This is a genomic window from Variovorax sp. Sphag1AA (genome assembly GCF_014192575.1).
Lineage (GTDB): Bacteria > Pseudomonadota > Gammaproteobacteria > Burkholderiales > Burkholderiaceae_C > Variovorax.
The window spans coordinates 422244-442978 of record NZ_JACHYC010000004.1; the positions used below are offsets into that span (position 1 = coordinate 422244).

Genomic DNA, 20735 nt, shown 5'->3' on the forward strand with positions numbered 1-20735 from the left:
AGGAGAGACAGCGCATGGCGCCGCCGATCGTCCTGAAGCTGACCGGACGCGAGAACACAAAACCCGAGGTGCCTGCTCTTCTGAGGTCTTCGACGCGGAGCGTCGGCAGACCTGCGCCCGAGGACGATTTCCTGCCTGATGGACTGCTGACACCCAAATCCAGCGTCGAGCTTGGGACGACAGCGCGCGGTGCAGCTGACGCCACCCCCAGCGAACTCGCCGCGGCAGACGACGAAGTGCTGGTGATCGACCTCGCCGATGGCGGCACGCTCGTCACCAGCCCCGCGCGCTTGCGCGATGCACTGCTGCGCAACAGGCCCGATCTGGTTGATGACGAGGGCCGCGTGCTCTTCGATCGCCTCAATGCCGAAAGCGCGATGCCGCATCGGGGCGTGTTCTCCGATGCGATGGGCAGCTTGGTCACCCGCGTGGTGTCGGTGGCCGTGGGCCGCGATTCGCTGACCGATGCCGCGCAGGCGTTGGTCGCCGATCTTCCGAAGGACAAGGGCGGCAAAGGAAAGCAGGTCGCAATTGCCGACACCGGCGTGAGCTGGCTCGCGACCAAGGCGCTCATGAAGGCCATCGAAGACCGCCTGAGCCGGCCAGCCGGCCACCTCTATCGCTGGACCGACGGAGGCGGCAAGCTTGAAGGCGGGGCACCCGACGATGTCGCTTCGATGATCGGCGCGGACGGCAAGGCACGCCCCGCACTGGTCTTCATCCACGGCACCGCATCGAGCACGTTGGGCAGCTTCGCCGACCTGCAGCGAAGCGACCGGGGGCTCTGGGCCCGGCTCGAGAGTCGTTTCCCGGGCGGCATCTACGGCTTCGAGCACCGCACGCTGTCCGAAAGCCCGATCGACAACGCGCTGCAGCTCGCGACGGCGCTCCCCAAGGGTGCACGCATCAGCCTGGTGACGCATTCGCGCGGCGGCATCGTCGGGGACCTGATGTGCCTGCTGGACATCGACCGCCACATCGACAGCTACAGCTTTGCATTCCCCGGTGTCGGCGATGCGCAAGGGCGTGAAGGCGAAGTGCGCAAGGAGCTCGATCGCGCGCATGCAGAGCATCGAGATCAATTGCGAAATCTGTTCGCGATGCTGCGCGACAAGGCGCCGGTGATCGAGCGCTACGTGCGCGTCGCGAGCCCCTCGCAGGGCACCAAGCTCGCAAGCGGCAACTTCGATGTGTTCCTCTCGGGCCTGCTGACGCTGATCGGCCGCGTGCCGTTCTTCTTCGGCAATCCGCTGTATTCAGCGTTCAAGCGCGTGGTGATCGAGATCGCGCGCAACCGCACCAATCCGCATCTGGTGCCGGGCATCGAGGCGATGCTGCCCGATTCGCCGATGGCGGCACTGTTGCGCGACGGGACGGTGCAGCCCGACATCCGCATGGGGTTGATCGCCGGCGACATCCAGGGCAGCAACCTCCTGATGCGCATGGGCATGCTGCTCACCGACTTCCTGCTGTTCGAGAACACCGACAACGACCTCGTGGTCGACACCGCATCGATGCTCGCGGGGGTCGCAGTCAAGGCCAAGGCGCGCGTGATGTTCGACCGCGCGTCGGATGTCTCGCATTTCAGCTACTTCGGCAATCTGGAGTCGCGCAGCGCGATGCGCGACTGGCTGGTGCTCGACCGGCCCGACGATGTCGCCGCGTTCCGCGTGATGCCGCCGCAGTTCACCAGTCTCGACGCAGCGGGCATCGGTGCATCGCGCGACGCGGCGGGCGTCGAGCGGCCGATCGTCGTCGTGCTTCCCGGCGTGATGGGCACCTACCTCGATGCCGATGGCAAGCGGGTGTGGCTCAATCCGCTCAGCCTCGCAGGCGGTGGCCTGAGCGACATCGCCTTCGGCGCCGACAAGGTGACGACCGGTGGCCTCTTCGGGAAGACCTACAGCGCGATCTGCGAGCACCTTGCTGGCAGCCACCGCGTGGTGCCCTTTCCGTACGACTGGCGCCAGCCGCTCGACGTGCTGGGCGAGCGGCTCGGCACGTTTCTCGACCTGCTGCTGAAGCAGACGACGCAGCCGATCCGCCTGCTCGCGCACAGCATGGGCGGGCTGGTGGTGCGAGCGTGCATCTACCGCCGGCGTGAGGTGATGGACCGACTGATGGCACGCGACGGAGCGCGGCTCGTGATGGCCGGCACGCCGCATCAGGGCTCGCATTCGATGGTCGAGAACCTGCTCGGCAAGGGGGACGCGCTGCGCACGCTCGCGCGGCTCGACATCGGCCACGACATGCAGCAGGTGCTCGACATCGTCTCTGGCTTCCGCGGCGCGCTGCAACTGCTGCCACGGCCGGGCTTCGTCGACACATTCGAAGGTCAGCCCGACGGCGGCGAGCCGCAGGAGTACTGGCGCCCCGAAGGCTGGAAGGCGCTGAAGGCAGTCAACACCGACCTGTGGTTCGGCGACCAGCGCTGCGGCCAGCCCGACGCAGAGACACTGGCGTCAGCTGGTTGGCTGTGGGCGGAGGACGCCAAGGCCGGCAGCGATGGCACGCCGACGATGCCCGACGCGTATCGCACGAAGTCCGTCTACGTCTTCGGCGTCGCGCCGAACACGCCGTGCGGCGTCCGAGTGGAGACGCGCAGCGGCAGCCCCCGCCTGCGCATGGTGTCGACCGCGCGCGGCGACGGCACGGTCACCTGGGATTCGGGCCGGATCGGCGGCATCGGCAGCTTCTACTACCTGCCCGCCGTGCATGGTGATCTACTTTCGACCGCTTCAGCTTTCGCCGCATTCGGCGAACTGCTCGTGACCGGCGCGACCGGCGCCCTCGACCGCACGCCGCCCACCACCCGTGCCGCCGCGCCAGACCGCCCCGTGAGCTACGACCCCGGCCCTCCGAACGCAGTCGACGACGCGAACCTCGCCGCAGCCGTGATCGGCGGCACGCCGGACAACCGCATCGCCACGCGCGCCAAGCTGCGGCTCGAGGTGAACCTCAAGGCAATGGACCTTCGGTTCCTCTCGTGCCCGATCATGGTCGGCCACTACGAGAACGACTCGATGGCCGGCACCGAGGCGCTGATCGACACCGAGCTCATGGACGGCCAGCTTGCCCAGCGCCGTGCGCTCGACCTCTACGCGGGCCCGCTCGGTACCGCCGCAGTGGTATTGCGCAAGCCCAGCGCGATCGAACGCCGGCGCGGCGTGCTCACCGGTGCGGTGGTCACCGGCCTCGGCAGCTACGAAGGCAGCCTGAGCCAGGACGCGCTGATGATCGCGGTGCGCGCCGGGGTGCTGCGCTATCTGCTGCAAGTCGTCGATGTGATGGGCCGCGAAGACCGCGAGGTGCCGCTCGCGACGCTGCTGCTGGGCTACAACTCGTCGGCCAACCTGACGATTGCGGGTTCGGTCGAGGCGGTGGTCCGCGGCGTCGTGGATGCCAACGAGAAGTTCAGGCGCACCACTGGGCTCTCGGTGCGCGTTTCGCAACTGGATATCGTCGAGCTCTATCTGGACACCGCCATCACCGCGGTCTACGAGCTTCGCCAGCTGACATCGCGCCTGCAGACGGCTGCAGCGGCGAAGGACACCTTGCTCGCCTGCAACCCCGAATTGGCTCAGGGCACCGGGCTGCGCCAGCGCCTGTTCGACGCACGCGGCGCAACCTATTGGCCGCGCCTGATCGTCACCGATGCCGACGACCAGGCTGCCGTCACGCCTAGCCCCGACGGGGCGACGCGGCTCGCCGACAAGCTGCGCTTTCTCTACGTTGGCCAGCGCGCCCGGGCCGAAACGGTGGTCCAGCAGCGCCAGCCGAGCCTGATCGAGACGCTGGTGCGCCAGCAGATCAGCCAAACGCAATGGAACGCCGACTTCGGCCGGATGCTGTTCCAGCTCATCGTGCCGCCGGACTTCAAGGATGCGGCGCGGCAGCTGCAGCGCATCGTGCTGGTGGTCGACGGTGCCACCGCCAACCTGCCCTGGGAGCTGATGCTGACCGATCCGCTCTTCGCTCCCGAGGCGCAGACGGATGGCCCGCTCGTGCCGCTGGCGCTGTGCGCGCCGGTGGTGCGGCAGCTTTCATCGTCCGCTTACCGCCGCGACGTGCGGCAGAGCTTGGCGCGCAGTGCCTATGTGGTCGGCAATCCTTCGGTGCAGGGCTTCGGGGCGGCGTTTCCCGATCCCGCCAATCCGCAGGGCAAGGATCCGGACTCGCTCGCCGGCGCCGAGGTAGAGGCAACCGCAGTCGCGAGCCTGCTGATGAGCATGGGCTACGAAGTGAGCCGCGCCATCGGCGCCGACAACCTTGCCTCCGACGTGCTCGCGAAGCTCTATCGCAAGCCCTATCGCATCCTGCACATCTCCGCGCATGGCGTGTTCGACCAGAAGCATGTGGACGGGCTGCGCCGCAGCGGCGTCGTGCTGTCAGGCGGATTGCTCATCACGGCGGCCGAGATCGAGGCGATGGAATCGGTGCCGGAGTTGGTCTTCCTCAACTGCTGTCACCTCGGCCAGATCGACCCGGGCGGTGCGGCCGGGCCGACCGTGCGCGACGGCAACAAGCTGGCAGGCAGCGTCGCGCGCGAACTGATGGCCATCGGGGTCCGCTGTGTGGTCGTCGCGGGCTGGGCGGTCGACGACAAGCTGGCGCAGCAGTTCGGCGAGGTGTTCTACCAATCGCTGCTGCAGAACCGTCGCCCCTTCGGTGAAGCCGTGTTCGAGGCGCGACAGGCCCTGTGGGCCGCGCGGCCCGACAACGTGACGTGGGGCGCATTCCAGGCTTACGGCGACCCGCTCTGGCTTGCGGAGCCGGCCGACGCCACCTCTGGCAGCGCCAAGGGCCATGCACCCTTCGTGTCGATCGACGAAATGCTCGACGAGCTTGCGCGCGCCCGCGTCGAGGTTGCGCGCCGCCCCGACCGCGCGCTGGAGAGCGAACGACAGGCGCGCATCCAGGCGATCGAAGATGCGCGCGACCGGCGCTGCCCGCCGCCTTGGCTGCGGCTGCCGCTGCTGCAATCCGCGCTCGGCGCCATCTGGCGCGATCTCGGCTGCCCCGATCGGGCCTACAGCGCGTTCCTCGCCGCGACGCAGTCCGTGGACCTGCAGGGTCGCGTGCCTATCCGCGATATCGAGCAACTCGCGGCCGTCGAGGTCGAGCTGGGCTTCGCGCGCGCGGAACGCGACATCGAGCGCATCCACGCCGAACAGCAGGCGGGTCGCAAGTACCCGCCCCGGCCGATGCCCAAGGGCCTGCCGCTGATCGATCACGGCATCGGGCGGCTGCGCGCGCTCGACCGCCTCGTGGCGGGCGGCCCCCTCTGCCGCGCCAATGCCGATCGCTACGCGCTGCTCGGCGAGGCCTGCGAGCGCAAGGCGGTCGTTTTCGCGCTGCACCTGCTGCGCGTCAAAGGCACCGCCGCACAACGCAATCGATGGCGCGGTGCGATGGCCAATGCCGTGCAGGCCGGGCTGCAGGCCTATGCGCGCGCCGAAGGCATCGCGGGCGATGACAGCTTCCGCCCCTGCGAGGCATTGCGCGCGCTCGCGCTGGAGATGGCGCTGGACGGATGGGATGCTCCTGAGGCGATGTCGAACGGCGTGGCGCTCGCGCGGCAATGCGGACAGCTCATCTCCAGGGCCACTGCGCACGACGGTGACCCGTGGGACGTAGTTGCAAGCCCCGAAGCCTTGCTGGTGGAAAAGCTGCGCGATGGAAGCCTTGCGGCGCCGGACGACGCCGGCGACGCCGCACTCGCATCGGTGCTGGAGGCCTATCGCGATGCGCTCGCGAACCTCGGCCCGCAGGTACGCCGCATCGACACGACGATGGTCCACCTCGACATGCTGTCGATCCTGTTCGACGCCCGCTTTCTCACGGGCGCCGGCGATGCCTGCCGGCACATGGCCGACCGGCTCGTCGCGCTCATCCAGCAACTGCGGCCGGCGCGCACGGTACGCGCGGACCGGCCGAAGACGCCGCTCGCAGGCTGAGCCGCCGGCGACGCGCCCGCGCGGTCAATGCGCCGGGCGATTCAGCCAGCCGCTGTACTCCTTGTCGGTCACGAGCGTCCAGAGCGCCAGCGCCACGATCACCGCGCCGGTGATCACTGCGGTCAGCATCGCCTGGCGATGCATGCCGAAGCCAATCACCCACGGGGAGATGACCAGCCATGCGCCAAGTGCGCACTCGGTCCATTCTTCCCAGGCGCGCGGAACGATCATCGCGCCCAGCGCCGCGGCCACCAGCGCCACGCCGACGAGCACCGCGTTCGCGGTCGGCGACGGGATCTCCTGGTAGCCCACGAGCCAGGGTGAAATCGCCAGCCACACGCCCAGCAAAGCATTCACCACGTCCTGCCAGTGCTTGAGTTGCTTCATCGCACACCTCCTGCCGGCACGGAAAGCGCCGCCGGCAAGCGGTTGGATCAGTTCGGATCAGCCGTGTTCCTTGGCCGCGACGATGCGGCGCTCGAACCAGTCGTCCAGCATCCGGCGCTCGTAGATGAAGCGGTCGCTGCCTGAATTGCGCCTGGCGATCACCAGGTAGTTCATGTCGCTGATGCGCTCCCGGCCACTCGCGATCAACTGTCCGTCATGGCTCAGCCTGTAGCCCAATTCCATGCGCGGCCAGGTGACATCGGTCAGGACGCGAACGTCGGAACCCCCTCGCCGCAGCGGATTGAAATCGCCCGCCAGGTCGATGTCGAGCACCTCGATGCGCAGAGCGTCGCCAGGGCCCAGATACCGGTCAGCCAGACGCTGCAGGTGTTGCTGTACGTCGCGCAGCACCTCTGCGCGATCGCGATCGCTGGGGAAGGAGCGCGAATACGCCGCATCGCGGAAGTTCTCGGGGTTGACGAAAACGACAGTCAGGTCTGCCGCGCTCGCCATCGAGGCAGTCGTGGCAAGCATCATCGAAAGCGCCCAGGATCGAATCATGACGATCTCCTCTCGGCAAACAGCCTCTCACCTCGCTACAGCGGGCGAGCAGACCAGTTTGCAGGAACCGCGGCTGTGCGGCATCTCCAGGCGAGAACAAGACCACTGGGAACGATGGATTGGGCTCCAAGTCGGAGCCGCTTCACTCCTTGACGGAGCCGGTCATCCCCGACACGTAGTACTCGACGAAGAACGAGTAGATGAAGGCCACCGGCAGCGAGCCGAGGAGCGCACCGGCCATCAGCGGGCCCCACTGATAGACGTCGCCCTGCACCAGCTCGGTCACCACGCCCACGGGTAGCGTCTTGATTTCCGATGACGAGACGAAGGTCAGCGCATAGATGAACTCGTTCCACGACAGCGTGAAGGCGAAGATGCCCGCCGAGATCAGCCCCGGCACCGCGAGAGGCAGCACGATCTTGATGAGGATCTGCCAGCGACTCGCGCCGTCGATGAGCGCGCATTCCTCCAGCTCCGCCGGGATGGAGCGGAAATAGCCCATCAGCAGCCAGGTGCAGAAGGGGATCAGGAAGGTCGGATAGGTCAGGATCAGCGCCCAGCGCGTGTCGAACATGCCGAGGTTGAACACCACGTTTGCGAGCGGGATGAACAGGATCGACGGTGGCACGAGGTAGGCCAGGAAGATCGCCAGACCGGTCTGTCGGGAGCCCTTGAAGCGCAGTCGCTCGATCGCGTAGGCCGCGAACACCGAGCAAGCCAACGACGCGAAGGTGGACACCACCGACACCAGCAGCGTGTTCCACAGCCATTGCGGATACGCCGTCTCGAACAGCAGCTTGTAGAAGTGATTGATGGTCGGCGCGATCACCCAGAAAGGGTTGCCCTCGCGTGAAAGCAGCTCCGCCTCAGGCTTCACCGACGTGATCGCCATCCAGTAGAACGGAAACAGCAACACGATGAGGAACACCAGCAGCGGCAGGTAGACCGTGACCACTTTGCGCGGCACGGACTCCAGGTAGCTCATGCCCACCACATCCATCTTTGCTTGATTGGCGCTCATTTGTCGGAGCCCCCTTGTTGCCACGCGCGCCGCTGCAGGCCGAAGTAGCTGAACATGATGCAGGCGAGCAGGAAGGGCACCATCGCGATCGCGATGGCTGCGCCCTCACCCAACGCACCGCCCGAAATCGCGCGCTGAAACGACAGCGTTGCCATCAGGTGCGTCGCATTGAGCGGACCGCCGCGCGTGATGACGTAGATGAGTTGGAAGTCGGTGAAGGTGAACAACACCGAGAACGTCATCACCACCGCAATGATCGGCGTGAGCAGCGGCAGCGTGACGTGGCGAAACTGCTGCCACGGCGTCGCACCATCGATGGCGGAGGCTTCGTAGTACGACGGCGAGATCGTCTGCAGCCCGGCCAGCAGCGTGATCGCGACGAAGGGCACACCGCGCCATACATTGGCCGCGATCACTGCCATGCGCGCATTCCACGGGTCACCGAGGAAGTCGATGTAGTGGTCGATGAGCCCCATCTTGACCAGCGCCCAGCTGATGATCGAGAACTGCGAGTCGTAGATCCACCAGAAGGCGATCGCCGACAGTGCGGTCGGCACGATGTAGGGCAGCAGGATGACCGCGCGGAAAAAGGTCTTGAACCGGATGTTCTTGTTCAGCAGCACCGCGAGCCACAGCCCGAGAAAGAACTTGAACACGCTCGCGACCGCCGTGTAGAAAAGCGTGTTGAACAGCGCCAGCCGCGTAACCGCGTCGTTCCAGAGAAAGACGTAGTTCTCCAGCCCGATCCACTCCCCGCCCCGGCCCACCTTGGTGTCGGTGAAGCCGAGCCAGGTGCCGAGGCCGAGCGGATAGGTGAGGAACAACAGCAGCAGCACCGCCGCCGGCAGCATGAATGCGAAGCCGAGGGCGTTGCGGCTGTTCTGGAAACGGGCGAGCAACGTCATGGAATGCCGCTCGCCTGCGCGAACGCCCTCAGACTTTGTAATAGCGCTCTGCACGCTTCTGGGCCCGTTCTGCAGCTTCCTTCGGCGACTTCGAACCGCTCGCGGCCTCGGCCACCATGTTCGGGATGATGAAGTCCGCCGCCGCACCGGCCGATGCGTAGCCGAGCTTGCCTTCGTAGCCCGCCGGGCGCAGGTTCTTGACCGAATCGCGGTATGGCGTGTTCTTCGGGTCCACCGTCCAGATCTCGTTGGCCTCGTAGGCGCGAAGCGGCTGCGCGACGTAGCCGCCCCCGCCCTTGAGCCAGTCGTCGAACTGCGGCCGTTCCATCATGAAGCGCAGGAACTCCTTCGCCGCCTGCGGGTACTTGGTGTACTTCATGATCATCTGGTTGAAGAAGAGGTGCGACTCGGTCGGCACGCCCACCGGTCCCACCGGGAACACAGCATGGTTGATGTCGGAGGCCATCTCCTTGACCTTCGGGTCCTGCGAATTCTTGGCGGCGTAGTAGATCGAGATGCCGTTGTTGGTGACGCTGATCTGGCCGTCGAGGAAGGCCTTGTTGTTGTTCGGGTCCAGCCACGAGAGCGTGCCGGGGATGAAGTTCGCGTACAGCTCCTTGGCGTATTCGAGCGCCTTGAGCGTCTCGGGGCTGTCGATCACCACCTTGTTGTTCTTGTCGACCAGCTTGCCGCCGAACGACCAGATCAGCCAGTTGGTCCAGGTGCTGTCGCCGGTTGCGTTGCCGAGCGCCATGCCGCCCGGCGTGCCCTTTTCCTTGAGCGCCTTGTAGAGCTTGAGGAAGTCGTCGTTGTTCTTCGGGAAGGTGTCGAAGCCAGCCGCCTTGACCATGCTTTCGCGGTAGACGATCAGCGATCCCGATGCGCCGAGCGGCAGGCCGATCCAGCGCTTGCCGTCGGGGCGCATGAACATCTCGGCCGCCGGATACCAGCCGCCGTACTTCTTGCCGAGGTACTCGGCGAGATCGGTCACGTCGAGCAGCTTGTCGGGATAGAGGTTTGCGTCGTCGTTGGTCGACAGGATGATGTCCGGACCCGCGCCGGTGTTAGCCGCCACAGCGGCCTTCGGGCGAACGTCCTCCCAACCTTCGTTGTCCACGCGCACTTCGACGCCGGTGGTCTCGCTGAACTTCTTGACGTTGGCCATGTAGGCATCGATGTCGCCCTGCACGAAGCGGCTCCAGCGCAGCACGCGCAGCTTGGCGCCCTTCTCGGGCTTGAAGGTCATCGACTGGGCATTGGCGAGCGGCGTGAAGATGGCTGTGCCGACGCCGAGCGAGGCGGCGGCCGCGAAGCCCGCCGAGCTCTTGAGAATCGTGCGGCGATTGAAGTCACTCATTCTTTGTCTCCTGATGTTGAAAGGGCCAAAAAAAGAACCTCAAGCCACCAGCCTCTGGCCGGTGCCTGCGTCGAATAGATGCGCGCGCTGAAGATCGGGTTGCAGGTGGATGGTGGTGCCGGGCGCGAAGTCGTGGCGCTCGCGGAACACGGCTGAAATCTCGGTGCCTTCGTGTCGGCAGGCGACGAAGGTGTCCATGCCTGTCGGCTCCATCACCACGACGCGCGACGGAATGCCGCCGCCGTTCGCGAGGCTCAGGTGCTCGGGCCGCGTGCCGTAGACGACCGGCTGGCCGTCGACGCCGCCCGCGTGCGTCGGCGCGTCGAGCTTCGTGCCGTCCGCGAGTTCGACCATCGCCGTCCCGCCGTTGCGCCGCAGCGTGCCGGGCAGGAAGTTCATCGCAGGCGAGCCGATGAACCCAGCGACGAACTGGTTGGCCGGCCGGTCATAGAGCTCCAGCGGGCTGCCGGTCTGCTCGATGCGGCCATCGCGCATCACCACGATCTTGTCGCCCATGGTCATGGCTTCGATCTGGTCGTGCGTGACGTAGATCGAAGTGGTCTTGAGGCGCTGGTGCAATTCCTTGATCTCGCTGCGCATCGCCACGCGCAGCTTGGCGTCGAGGTTGGACAGCGGCTCGTCGAAGAGAAACACCTGCGGATCGCGCACGATCGCGCGCCCCATTGCGACCCGCTGGCGCTGCCCGCCGGAGAGTTGCCGCGGATAGCGGTCGAGCAACGGCGTGAGCGCGAGGATCTCGGCGGCGCGGCCGACCTTCTGCTCGATGGTGGCCTTGTCGATCTTCGCCAGCGCGAGCGCGAACGCCATGTTGTCGCGCACCGTCATGTGCGGATAGAGCGCGTAGTTCTGGAACACCATCGCGATGTCGCGCTCTTTCGGCGGGAGGTCGTTCACGCGACGGTCACCGATCCGGATCTCGCCGCTGTTGATCTCCTCGAGCCCCGCGATCATGCGCAGCAGGGTCGACTTGCCGCAACCCGATGGCCCTACGAGGACGGTGAAGGAGCCGTCCCGGATGTCGATGTCCACGCCATGAAGGATGGGGACATCACCGAAGTTCTTCTTGACTGCCTGGATCGTGACACTTGCCATGCACTGGAGCCTTGAAAGTAACGCGGAACAGCGAAGGTTGAAACCGCTTTCGCAACCGCGCAGTATTGGCATCGCGAAAGGCTCGCGCATCAGGGCAAACCGGTACGCATTAACCCCCGGTCAATTTGTATGATGACCAGATAACCGAGCTGACTTCCATCAACGCCGTGCGCGTTCCGGCACCTTCCCAACCCCTTCCGCTGATCGTCGATCGGCTGTCGGACCGGTTGGCGGCGTTGCTGAGCGCGCAGATCGAATCCGGCGCCCTGCACGCGGGCGACCGCCTTCCCACCGAGCAGAAACTCGCCGAGGCGCATGGTGTCTCGCGCACCGTGGTGCGCGAGGCGGTGCACCAGCTCAAGTCCAAGGGCATGGTCAATTCGCGGCAGGGTTCGGGCGTGTATGTGGCGCCCCGCCCTGTCAACCAGGCGCTGGCGTTCGATCCGACCGTGCTGACTTCCGTGCAGGCGGTGGTCCACGTGGTCGAAGTGCGGCGGGTGCTCGAAGGCGAGATCGCCGCCCTCGCCGCCGAGCGCGCCTCGCGTTCCCAGATCGCCGAGTTGCGCCGCGCCCTCAAGGCCATCGACGAGGCCGTGGCAGACGGCCGCGATGGTGTCGCCGAGGATCTGGCCTTCCACCGCGTCATCGGCGAGGCCACCGGCAATCCGCAATTCCGGCTGCTGCTCGGCTTCCTGGAGCAATACCTGCGCGAAGGCATGCGCATCACGCGCGGCAACGAGGCGCGACGGCTCGATTTCATGACCGAGGTGCAGCGCGAGCACCGCGCCATCTTTGAGGCGATCTCGGCACGCGACCCCGATGCGGCGCGGCGTCGGGCCACCGAACACATCACACGCGGCGAACAGCGCCTGATCGAAGGTGGCGTCATCGACGTCCGCCGTCGCCAGGCAGCGGCCAAGGCCGTTCGCGACGCCGCGGCCACCACTGCCAGAAAGGGCAAGAAAGCCATGAAGGAGTCCCCATGAAACTGATGATCACGGGAGGCGGCGGTTTCGTCGGCTCGCGCCTCGCCCAGGCGTTGCTGGCGCGCGGCACGCTCGCAGGCGAGCGCATTGGCCGCCTCGTGCTGACCGACATCGCCCCTCCGCCCGCGAGCCTGCTTGCGGATCCGCGCGTCGAGGCGCGCACCGGTCCGCTGCTGGCGCAGACCGACGCACTGCGCGACGAGGAGTTCGACGGCGTTTTCCACCTCGCTTCCGCCGTGTCGGGCGAATGCGAACTCGATTTCGACCTCGGCTTGCGTTCGAACCTCGACAGCACGCGCGCGCTGCTCGATGCGATCCGTGCGCGCGTCAATGCCGGCGGCAAGGTGCCGCGTGTGGTGTTCTCCAGTTCGGTCGCGGTGTTCGGGCCGGACCCGGCTCATCCGATGCCGAAGATCGTTGCCGACGACACGCTGCCGGTGCCGCAGACGTCCTACGGTATCCAGAAGCTGATCTGCGAGCACCTCATCGCCGACTACACGCGCAAGGGCTATGTCGACGGCCGTGCGGCGCGGCTGATGACCGTGACGGTGCGGCCGGGGCGGCCAAACGGTGCGGCATCGTCGTTCTTCAGCGGCATCATCCGCGAGCCGCTGGCGGGGGTAGAGGCGATCTGCCCCGTATCGCCTGACGTGTCGCATCCGATGTCTTCGCCGGCACGCACCGTAGAGGGGCTGATCGCGGTCTACGAAGCCAGCCGCGAAGCCTTCTGCGGGCGCACCGCGCTCAATCTGCCAGCGCTCAACGTCACGGTGCGCGAGATGCTGGATGCGCTTGAAGAGGTCGCCGGCCCGGCAGTGCGTGCGCGGGTGCGTTTCGAGCGCGACGAACGCATCGCAGGCATCGTGGCCAACTGGCCGAGCGGTGCCTCGGCCGCGCGCGCAGCGCGTCTGGGGCTTCATCCGCACGAGAACTTCGCCGATATCGTTCGTCAGTACATCGATGACTGCAAGGCAGCGCCAAACGCAGACCAGACCCTGAAGGGAATGTCCCCATGAAATCGAAAAAGAAGAACACCAAGGCCTCGTCGGCAAAGACGCCGAAATTCAAGCTGCGCTCGCAGGCGTGGTTCGACAACCCCGCCAATGCCGACATGACGGCGCTCTACCTCGAGCGCACGATGAACTTCGGCCTCGGCTTCGACGAGCTGCAATCGGGCCGGCCGATCATCGGCATCGCACAGACCGGCTCGGACATCGCGCCGTGCAACCGTCACCATCTGGTACTGGCCGAGCGGGTGCGCGAAGGCATCCGCGATGCGGGCGGCATCGCGTTCGAGTTTCCGATTCATCCGATCCAGGAAACCTGCAAGCGGCCGACGGCGGCCCTGGACCGCAATCTGCAGTACCTCTCGCTGGTCGAGGTGCTGTATGGCTATCCGATCGACGGCGTGGTGCTGACGACGGGCTGCGACAAGACGACGCCCGCGCAATTGATGGCGGCGGCGACGGTGGACATCCCGGCGATCGCACTCAATTCGGGGCCGATGCTCAACGGCTGGTACGAAGGCGAGCGCACCGGCTCGGGCACCATCGTCTGGCGTGCGCGCGAGATGATGGCGGCGGGGAAGATCGGCTACCAGGAGTTCCTGAAGTTGGTCGCATCGTCCGCGCCTTCCACTGGGCACTGCAACACGATGGGGACGGCCTCAACGATGAATTCGCTCGCCGAGGCGCTGGGCATGATGCTGCCGGGCGGCGCGGCGATTCCCGCCCCCTATCGCGACCGCCAGGAGATGGCGTACATGACGGGCAAGCGCATCGTGGAGATGGTGCGCGAAGATCTGAAGCCCTCGGACATCCTGACGCGCGAGGCTTTCGAAAATGCCATCGTGGTCAACTCCGCGCTTGGCGGTTCGACCAATGCGCCAGTGCACTTGAATGCGATCGCGCGGCACATCGGCGTCGAATTGACAACGGACGATTGGGAGAAGCACGGCTACAAGATTCCGCTGCTGGTGAATCTGCAGCCTGCGGGTGAGTACCTTGGCGAGGACTACTACCGCGCGGGCGGGTTGCCGGCGGTGGTGGCCGAACTGGTCGCGCAGAAAAAAATCAAGCCGGCGATGACGGCCAACGGCAAGACGCTTGCGGAGAACTGCGAAGGCAAGTTCACGAGCGACCGGAAGGTGATCTTCCCGTACAACAAGCCGATGAAGAAAAATGCCGGCTTCCTGAATCTGAAGGGCAATCTCTTCGATTCCGCGATCATGAAGACGAGCGTGATCACGCCAGAATTCCACACGCGCTATCTGGAAGATCCGAAGGACCCGATGGCGTTCGAGGGCACGGCAATCGTGTTCGACGGGCCGGAGGACTATCACGCGCGGATCGACGATCCGAAGATGAAGATCGACGAGCGGAGCGTGTTGTTCATGCGGGGCGTGGGGCCTGTGGGCTATCCGGGGGCCGCCGAGGTGGTCAACATGCGGGCGCCTTCGTACCTCCTGAAGAAAGGCATCACTGCACTGCCCTGCATTGGGGATGGGCGGCAGTCGGGGACTTCGGGGTCGCCTTCGATCCTCAATGCTTCACCTGAAGCCGCAACCGGCGGTGGACTGGCTTTGGTGCGTACCGGGGATCGGGTGCGGATCGATCTCAAGAAGCGGACTGCCAACATGCTGGTTTCCGACGAGGAGCTTGCCAAGCGGCGGGCTGAGCTCGAGAAACGAGGGGGGTATCCGTATCCGCAGAGCCAGACGCCTTGGCAGGAGATTCAACGTGCTGTCGTTGATGAGCTTTCGCAAGGGATGGTGCTTAAGCCTGCTGTGAAGTACCAGCGGATTCACGCTACGTTTGGGATTCCTCGGGATAACCACTGATTGTTGGTTTCTTGGGCCGCCTGGGTTGGGGTGTGGGGCTGGGGGCTTCACTACGCCGGCCGCTGCGCGGCTGCCCTGCGGTGCTCGCCTTTCGCGGGGGCCCGCGCAAACTCGCTTCGCTCAGACAGCGCGAGCCCTGATCCGCGAAAGGCTGCGCTCCTCGGCGGCGTAGAGGCGCCCCCAGCCCCACACCCCAACCCACGCTCCGTCGTGTCTGTGCAGCGAATCGGCTCGTCTGCGACGTCGCCAATTGTTCCCGCCCACACGGATGGGGGCGGACAGTTCTTCCCTATCGTTTCAGCGGTGGCGGGCGGTGTGCCTTTGGGCGACCGTTGCGGCGCCGCCGAGCAGCGCAGCGGTACGCGGATCAGGGCCGCGCATGTTTGAGCGAAGCGAGTTTGCGCGGACCCCGCGTACCGCGAGCAGCGCAGGGCAGCCGCGAAGCGGCCGGTGACGTCGGCCGCTCAAAGGCACACCGCCCGCCACCGCCGCCCCTAGGCCGAAGAACTCATCTCTTCAACCGCTTCCCGCATAAACCGCGTAATGCTGCGCACAGGAACAGAATCCGGCCGCCCAGCAAACCGAAGCGCCCGAATCGGCACCGGAATCAGCGGCTCCAGCGCCAACACATCCACCTTCTCCAGATCCGCCGACTTCGCAGTGCACCCATCGACGAGCGCGACACCGAGCCCGTGGTGCGCCATCGCCAGCGCCGCGTGATAGGTCTGCACAGTGACGACGGCCTGGAACCCAACCCCCGCCTGCCGACAAGCCTGACTCAAGCTCGTCCCGACAGGATCGCGGCTGTCGAGCCCCACCACCGGCAGCTTGACCAGATCATGCAAAGCCACCGACCCATTGCGCAGCAGCGCGCGCGGCAACATCCCCTTCGGCGCGATGCAGGTCATGCGGCTGTCCGCCAACGTCTCCTGCGTCAACGAGGGATGCACCGCAGGACTGAACGCGAAACCAACGTCCGCCTCCTGCAGCAACAGCGCCGACATGATCTGCGGCGAGTGCAGCGATTCAACCGTCACTGCGACACCCGGATGCTTCTCGCGAAAACGCTTCAGCGCACGCGGAAGCACTTCGTAGCTCAACGCGAGCACCGTGAGGATCCGCAACTCACCCGAATCCGTTCCCGCGCGCAGATTTGCGGCAAGACGCTGCACCTCATCGAGCTGCGCGAACAGCCGCTCGATATGCGGGTACAGCGCCAGCGCCTCGGTCGTGGGCGTCAACCGCCCTTTCGCGCGCTGGAACAACGAGAAACCCAGTTGGATCTCCGCATGCTGAAGCGTGCGGCTCACCGCGGGCTGCGTGATGTTGATCAAACGCGCTGCCGCACTCACGCTCCCCGTGAGCATGATCGCGTTGAAGACCTCGATGTGACGAAGCCGCATCTCGCTCAGGGCCTGGGCTGGGCCGCCACCTTGCCGCGCGAAACATCCATGATGAGCTGCGTCGCCAGATACAGCCGCGGCTCGATGGAATCGATCAGCACGTACTCCGCATCCATCGAATGCGCGCCGAAGCCCTGCAGGCCGAATCGCTCAACCACCGCCGCCTTCGTTTTCAGTGCAGCAAAGGCCGCATCCGTGCCGCCACCCGCCACCTTGTCGTCGGCACCGAGCGTCCTGCCGAGATCCTTGTAGATCTGCTGCGCATGCGTCGCGAGTGCGAGCGATGCCGCGTTTGCCTCCAGCGGCGGCCGGCGACGCTCGAACTTGACTTCGACCTTCGCCTGCGGAATGAGCTGGTTCTTCGAGCGCTCCATCACCAGTTGCTCGATGCGGTCGTAGTCGCTCACCTTCAACACACGCACATCCGCACCCGCGACGGCGGTTGCAGGAATCACGTTGCGATTGGTGCCAGCGCGCGAGATCGTCCAGTTGAGCTTGAGCCCGGTCGCCGGGTCCGAAAGATCACGCATCTGCAGGATCTGGTGCGACAGCTCGTAGAGCGCATTCACGCCGGCTTCCGGCGCCGAGCCCGCGTGCGACGCCTTGCCTGTGACGTTGAGAGTGACCGACGCGATGCCCGCGGTCGCGAGCGAAAGCTTGTCTTCGCGCGCCGACGAGCCCTCGAACGACATCACGACGTCGTGCTCTCCGGCGAGCTTCGTGATCAACACGCGCCCGCCGGGCGAGCTGATCTCTTCATCGCCGTTGATCAGCACCGTGAGCGTGCCGTAGTCCTTGAAGTCCATCGCCTTCAATAAGGCGACCGTGTGCGCAATCACGGCGATGCCCTGCTTGTCGTCCGCAATGCCGAGGCCGTAGGCCTTGTCGCCATCGATACGGAAGGGCTGCTGCTTCGACATGCCGATCTGGTAGACCGTGTCCATGTGCGCGATCAGCATGATCTTCTTCGTGCCCTTGCCCTTGAAGGTCGCGCGCATCACCTTGCCGATCTTCTCGGGCGTGTCTTCCATGCGGTAGGCGCCTTCGGACACATCGATCAGCTCCACCTGGCCGCCGAGCGCCTTGAACTTCGAGGCGACGAGATTGGCCATCTTGTCGAGTCCTTCGAGATCGCGGCTGCCGGATTCGACGGAGACGAACTCCTTCAGGGTCTCGAGGAGCTCCGGCTTCTCCTTGGCAGCCAGTGCGGTCAGGCTCTCATCGGGGGCGGCGAAGGCACCTGCGCATGCGACGCTCAGTGCGGTCAAGAAAAAGGCTTTACGGGCAAAAGAAACAGCAGTCATTCAGTTCATCGTCTCCAGAATCTTCTCAATGGGCTTTGTCCCAGTTGGGACCGAAGCCAATCTCCGCGAGCAGTGGCACCTTCAGGTCCGCTACGCTCGCCATGAGTCGCGGGATCTCGGTGCGAACCCACTCGACCTCACTCTCTGGCACCTCGAACACCAATTCGTCATGCACCTGCATGATCATCTTCGTGCCGCGCTTTTCGGCATCGAGCACTTGCTGCACCTTCACCATGCTGAGCTTGATGAGATCGGCAGCGGTGCCCTGCATCGGCGCGTTGATCGCAGCGCGCTCCGCCGCGCCGCGACGCGGGCCGTTGGGCGACTTGATCTCGGGCAGGTACAGGCGCCGGCCGAACACCGTCTCCACATAGCCGATCTCCTTGGCGTGCGCCTTGGTCTCGTCCATGTAGGCCTTCACGCCGGGATATCGCGCGAAGTAACGATCGATGTACGACGCCGCGGCCTTGTTGTCGATGCCGAGGTTGCGCGCCAGACCGAAGCTGCTCATGCCGTAGATGAGGCCGAAGTTGATCACCTTCGCATAGCGGCGCTGCTCGCTCGACACCTGGTCCACCGCCACGCCGAACACCTCGCCGGCGGTCGCACGGTGCACGTCGATGCCTTCGGTGAACGCGCGCAGCAGCGATTCGTCGCCGCTGATGTGGGCCATGATGCGCAGTTCGATCTGCGAGTAGTCGGAACTGGCGATCACGCTGCCGGCGGGCGCAACGAAGGCTTCACGCACACGGCGGCCTTCTGCGGTGCGGATCGGGATGTTCTGCAGGTTGGGGTCGTTGCTCGACAGCCGGCCGGTCACGGCCACCGCCTGCGCATAGTGCGTGTGCACGCGTCCGCTTCGCGGATGCGCCAGCAGCCCGAGCTTGTCGGTGTAGGTGCCCTTGAGCTTCGAGAGACCGCGGTGCTCCAGGATCTTCGCTGGCAGCGGGAAATCCTCGGCGAGCTTCTCAAGCACTTCTTCATCCGTGCTCGGCGCGCCGCTCGGCGTCTTCTTGACCACCGGCAGGCCGAGCTTGGTGAAGAACACCTCGCCGATCTGCTTGGGCGAGCCAAGATTGAACGGTTGGCCGGCGAGGCTGTAGGCCTCCTGCTCCAGCGCCATGATGCGTTTGCCAAGCTCGTTGCTCTGCGAAGCCAGCGTGGGCGCATCGATCAGCACGCCATTGCGCTCGATGCGGTAGAGCGTCTCGCTCGTCGCCATCTCCAGCTCGTAGACGAAGCGCAGTTTCTCATCGGCTTCGAGCTTCGGCCAGAGCGCGCGATGCACATCCAGCGTCTGGTCCGAGTCCTCGCAAGCGTACTCGGCGGCCTTGTCGATCGCGACCTGGCTGAACGGGATCTGGTGCGCACCCTTGCCGCACAGGTCCTCGTAGTCGATGCCGGTGCGGCCGAGGTGCCGCTCGGCAAGGCTGGCAAGGCCGTGCGGCTTGTGCACTTCGAGCACATAGCTCTGCAGCATGGTGTCGTGCGCGTAGCCCTGGACTTCGATGCCATGGTTGGCGAACACATGGCGGTCGTACTTGATGTGCTGGCCGAGCTTCTTCTTCGCGCCGTCTTCCAGCCAGGGCTTGAGTCGCGCCAGCACTTCGTCGCGCGGCAACTGTGCAGGTGCATCCGGGTAGTTGTGCCCGACGGGGACGTAAGCTGCCTCACCCGGCGTCACGCTGAAGCTGATGCCGACGATCTCGGCCACCATCTCGTCGAGCGACGTGGTTTCGGTGTCCAGCGCGACCAAATCGGCCGCTTGCAGCTTCGCGAGCCACTTGTCGAACGCCTCCCAAGTCAGGATGGTGTCGTAGACGAGGTTGGACGCCTTCTCGGCTGCCTCGAAGCCGGGCTGGTCGAACAGACCCGTGCCGCCTTCCGGTCCGTTGCGCTTCTTGCTCTCCTCGATGAGTTCGGGCGGCGCCTCGTGCGCTTCGAGGGACTTCACCAGCGACTTGAAGCCGAAGCGCTCGTAGAAGACTTTCAGTTCGTCGATCTGCTGAGCGCCGATCGCAATCCCTTCCAGCGATGGAAGACCCGTTACATGGCCGTCGAGGTCGCAGTCGGTGCGAATGGTCACCAGCCGCCGCCCCTGCGGCAACCATTCCAGCGCCTTTCGCAGGTTCTCGCCTGCCTGGCCCTTGACCTCGCCTGCACGGGCGATGAGGCCGTCGAGAGAGCCGTATTCGCCCAGCCACTTGGCCGCCGTCTTCGGACCGACCTTCTCGACACCCGGCACGTTGTCGACCGAATCCCCCACCAGCGTCTGGTAGTCGATCATCAGGCTGGGCGGCACGCCGAACTCGGCGGTGACGCCGGCGACGTCGCGCTTCTTGCCGTTCATGGTGTCGATGATCGTCACGTGCTCGTCGACGAGCTGGCTCAGGTCCTTGTCGCCGCTGGAGACGATCACCTCGATGCCCTGGTTCGCTGCCGTGCGAGCGAGCGTGCCGATCACGTCGTCAGCCTCGACGTCGGGCACGCAGAGCACCGGCCAGCCCAGCAGCTTCACCACCTGGTGGATCGGCTCGATCTGGCTGCGCAAGTCGTCCGGCATCGGCGAGCGGTTGGCCTTGTACTCCGGATACCAGTCGTCGCGGAAGGTCTTGCCGGGTGCGTCGAAGACGCAGGCTGCGTAGTCGGCCCGCACCTCGCGGCGCAGGGCGGTCATCATGTTGATCATTCCCCGGATCGCGCCGGTGGCCGGACTGCCGGGGTCGCCGGGGACGGCTCGCAGGTCGGGCATCGCGTGGAAGGCGCGGTAGAGGTAGCTCGATCCGTCGACGAGCAGCAGCGTTTTCTTGTCGGTCATCAAGGCATTTTGCCGTGCCGGCGCAACGTACCCGGAAGGCACGCCTACAGGCGCATTTGCGGGTATCCCTGATGCAAACGCGGA

13 protein-coding genes are annotated in these 20735 nt (G+C 65.6%); 4 read left to right on the plus strand and 9 right to left on the minus strand.

Annotated elements, in window-relative coordinates; translation table 11 throughout:
* Positions 1 to 14: 14 nt before the first annotated feature.
* Positions 15 to 5957 carry a CHAT domain-containing protein gene (locus FHW64_RS18085; RefSeq protein WP_184528677.1) on the plus strand — a complete coding sequence of 1981 codons (5943 nt, stop codon included), beginning with the start codon at positions 15 to 17 and terminating at the stop codon, positions 5955 to 5957.
* Between the two features lie 24 nt (positions 5958 to 5981).
* Here FHW64_RS18085 and FHW64_RS18090 read toward each other — a convergent pair whose 3' ends face one another.
* From FHW64_RS18090 to FHW64_RS18115, 6 genes are all read right to left on the minus strand, one after another.
* Complete coding sequence (locus tag FHW64_RS18090; RefSeq protein ID WP_184528679.1) at positions 5982 to 6344, minus strand: SPW repeat protein; 363 nt, start codon at positions 6342 to 6344, stop codon at positions 5982 to 5984.
* Positions 6345 to 6401: 57 nt separating this feature from the next.
* Positions 6402 to 6905, minus strand: coding sequence for a DUF3016 domain-containing protein (locus tag FHW64_RS18095; RefSeq protein ID WP_184528681.1), 504 nt, complete (start codon positions 6903 to 6905; stop codon positions 6402 to 6404).
* A 142-nt stretch (positions 6906 to 7047) separates the two neighbouring features.
* Positions 7048 to 7926 (minus strand): carbohydrate ABC transporter permease, encoded by an 879-nt coding sequence (locus FHW64_RS18100; RefSeq protein ID WP_184528683.1) that lies wholly within the window; start codon positions 7924 to 7926, stop codon positions 7048 to 7050.
* The gene (locus FHW64_RS18105) at positions 7923 to 8825 is read right to left on the minus strand and encodes a carbohydrate ABC transporter permease (protein WP_184529213.1); all 903 of its coding nucleotides are present in this window, start codon (positions 8823 to 8825) and stop codon (positions 7923 to 7925) included. The genes FHW64_RS18100 and FHW64_RS18105 overlap by 4 nt, the downstream gene beginning before the upstream one ends.
* Positions 8826 to 8859: 34 nt before the next feature.
* The gene (locus FHW64_RS18110; protein WP_184528685.1) at positions 8860 to 10188 is read right to left on the minus strand and encodes an ABC transporter substrate-binding protein; all 1329 of its coding nucleotides are present in this window, start codon (positions 10186 to 10188) and stop codon (positions 8860 to 8862) included.
* A 39-nt stretch (positions 10189 to 10227) separates the two neighbouring features.
* Complete coding sequence (locus FHW64_RS18115; protein WP_184528687.1) at positions 10228 to 11301, minus strand: ABC transporter ATP-binding protein; 1074 nt, start codon at positions 11299 to 11301, stop codon at positions 10228 to 10230.
* Positions 11302 to 11468: 167 nt separating this feature from the next.
* Between FHW64_RS18115 and FHW64_RS18120 the strand changes: the two genes are divergently transcribed.
* Genes FHW64_RS18120 through FHW64_RS18130 form a run of 3 tightly spaced genes read left to right on the plus strand, consistent with a single transcriptional unit; the run spans position 11469 to position 15126 of the window.
* Positions 11469 to 12287, plus strand: a complete 819-nt coding sequence (locus FHW64_RS18120) for a FadR/GntR family transcriptional regulator (RefSeq protein ID WP_184528688.1) — start codon at positions 11469 to 11471, stop codon at positions 12285 to 12287.
* Positions 12284 to 13303 (plus strand): D-erythronate dehydrogenase, encoded by a 1020-nt coding sequence (denD, locus tag FHW64_RS18125; protein ID WP_184528689.1) that lies wholly within the window; start codon positions 12284 to 12286, stop codon positions 13301 to 13303. The genes FHW64_RS18120 and denD overlap by 4 nt, the downstream gene beginning before the upstream one ends.
* A complete protein-coding gene (locus FHW64_RS18130) occupies positions 13300 to 15126 on the plus strand; it encodes an IlvD/Edd family dehydratase (protein WP_184528690.1) in 1827 nt (608 codons plus the stop codon). Before denD ends, FHW64_RS18130 begins: the two co-directional genes overlap by 4 nt.
* Before the next feature lie 494 nt (positions 15127 to 15620).
* Here FHW64_RS18130 and FHW64_RS18135 read toward each other — a convergent pair whose 3' ends face one another.
* From FHW64_RS18135 to polA, 3 genes are read right to left on the minus strand one after another with little or no spacing between them, the layout of a single operon-like run.
* Positions 15621 to 16529: a LysR family transcriptional regulator gene (locus FHW64_RS18135; protein ID WP_184528691.1), complete on the minus strand. Its 909-nt coding sequence runs from the start codon at positions 16527 to 16529 to the stop codon at positions 15621 to 15623.
* A 5-nt stretch (positions 16530 to 16534) separates the two neighbouring features.
* A complete protein-coding gene (locus FHW64_RS18140) occupies positions 16535 to 17833 on the minus strand; it encodes a M20/M25/M40 family metallo-hydrolase (RefSeq protein WP_184528692.1) in 1299 nt (432 codons plus the stop codon).
* Between the two features lie 25 nt (positions 17834 to 17858).
* Positions 17859 to 20651 carry a DNA polymerase I gene (gene polA / locus FHW64_RS18145; protein WP_184528693.1) on the minus strand — a complete coding sequence of 931 codons (2793 nt, stop codon included), beginning with the start codon at positions 20649 to 20651 and terminating at the stop codon, positions 17859 to 17861.
* Positions 20652 to 20735: the final 84 nt, after the last annotated feature.

What these genes read in the sequence shown, in the direction of transcription:
- FHW64_RS18095 (WP_184528681.1), bottom strand. Translation starts at nt 6,905, where the DNA reads ATGATTCGATCCTGGGCGCTTTCGATGATGCTTGCCACGACTGCCTCG.
- FHW64_RS18100 (WP_184528683.1), bottom strand. Translation starts at nt 7,926, where the DNA reads ATGAGCGCCAATCAAGCAAAGATGGATGTGGTGGGCATGAGCTACCTG.
- FHW64_RS18140 (WP_184528692.1), bottom strand. Translation starts at nt 17,833, where the DNA reads ATGACTGCTGTTTCTTTTGCCCGTAAAGCCTTTTTCTTGACCGCACTG.
- FHW64_RS18130 (WP_184528690.1), top strand. Translation starts at nt 13,300, where the DNA reads ATGAAATCGAAAAAGAAGAACACCAAGGCCTCGTCGGCAAAGACGCCG.
- FHW64_RS18085 (WP_184528677.1), top strand. Translation starts at nt 15, where the DNA reads ATGGCGCCGCCGATCGTCCTGAAGCTGACCGGACGCGAGAACACAAAA.
- FHW64_RS18110 (WP_184528685.1), bottom strand. Translation starts at nt 10,188, where the DNA reads ATGAGTGACTTCAATCGCCGCACGATTCTCAAGAGCTCGGCGGGCTTC.
- FHW64_RS18115 (WP_184528687.1), bottom strand. Translation starts at nt 11,301, where the DNA reads ATGGCAAGTGTCACGATCCAGGCAGTCAAGAAGAACTTCGGTGATGTC.
- FHW64_RS18090 (WP_184528679.1), bottom strand. Translation starts at nt 6,344, where the DNA reads ATGAAGCAACTCAAGCACTGGCAGGACGTGGTGAATGCTTTGCTGGGC.
- FHW64_RS18135 (WP_184528691.1), bottom strand. Translation starts at nt 16,529, where the DNA reads ATGCGGCTTCGTCACATCGAGGTCTTCAACGCGATCATGCTCACGGGG.
- polA (WP_184528693.1), bottom strand. Translation starts at nt 20,651, where the DNA reads ATGACCGACAAGAAAACGCTGCTGCTCGTCGACGGATCGAGCTACCTC.
- denD (WP_184528689.1), top strand. Translation starts at nt 12,284, where the DNA reads ATGAAACTGATGATCACGGGAGGCGGCGGTTTCGTCGGCTCGCGCCTC.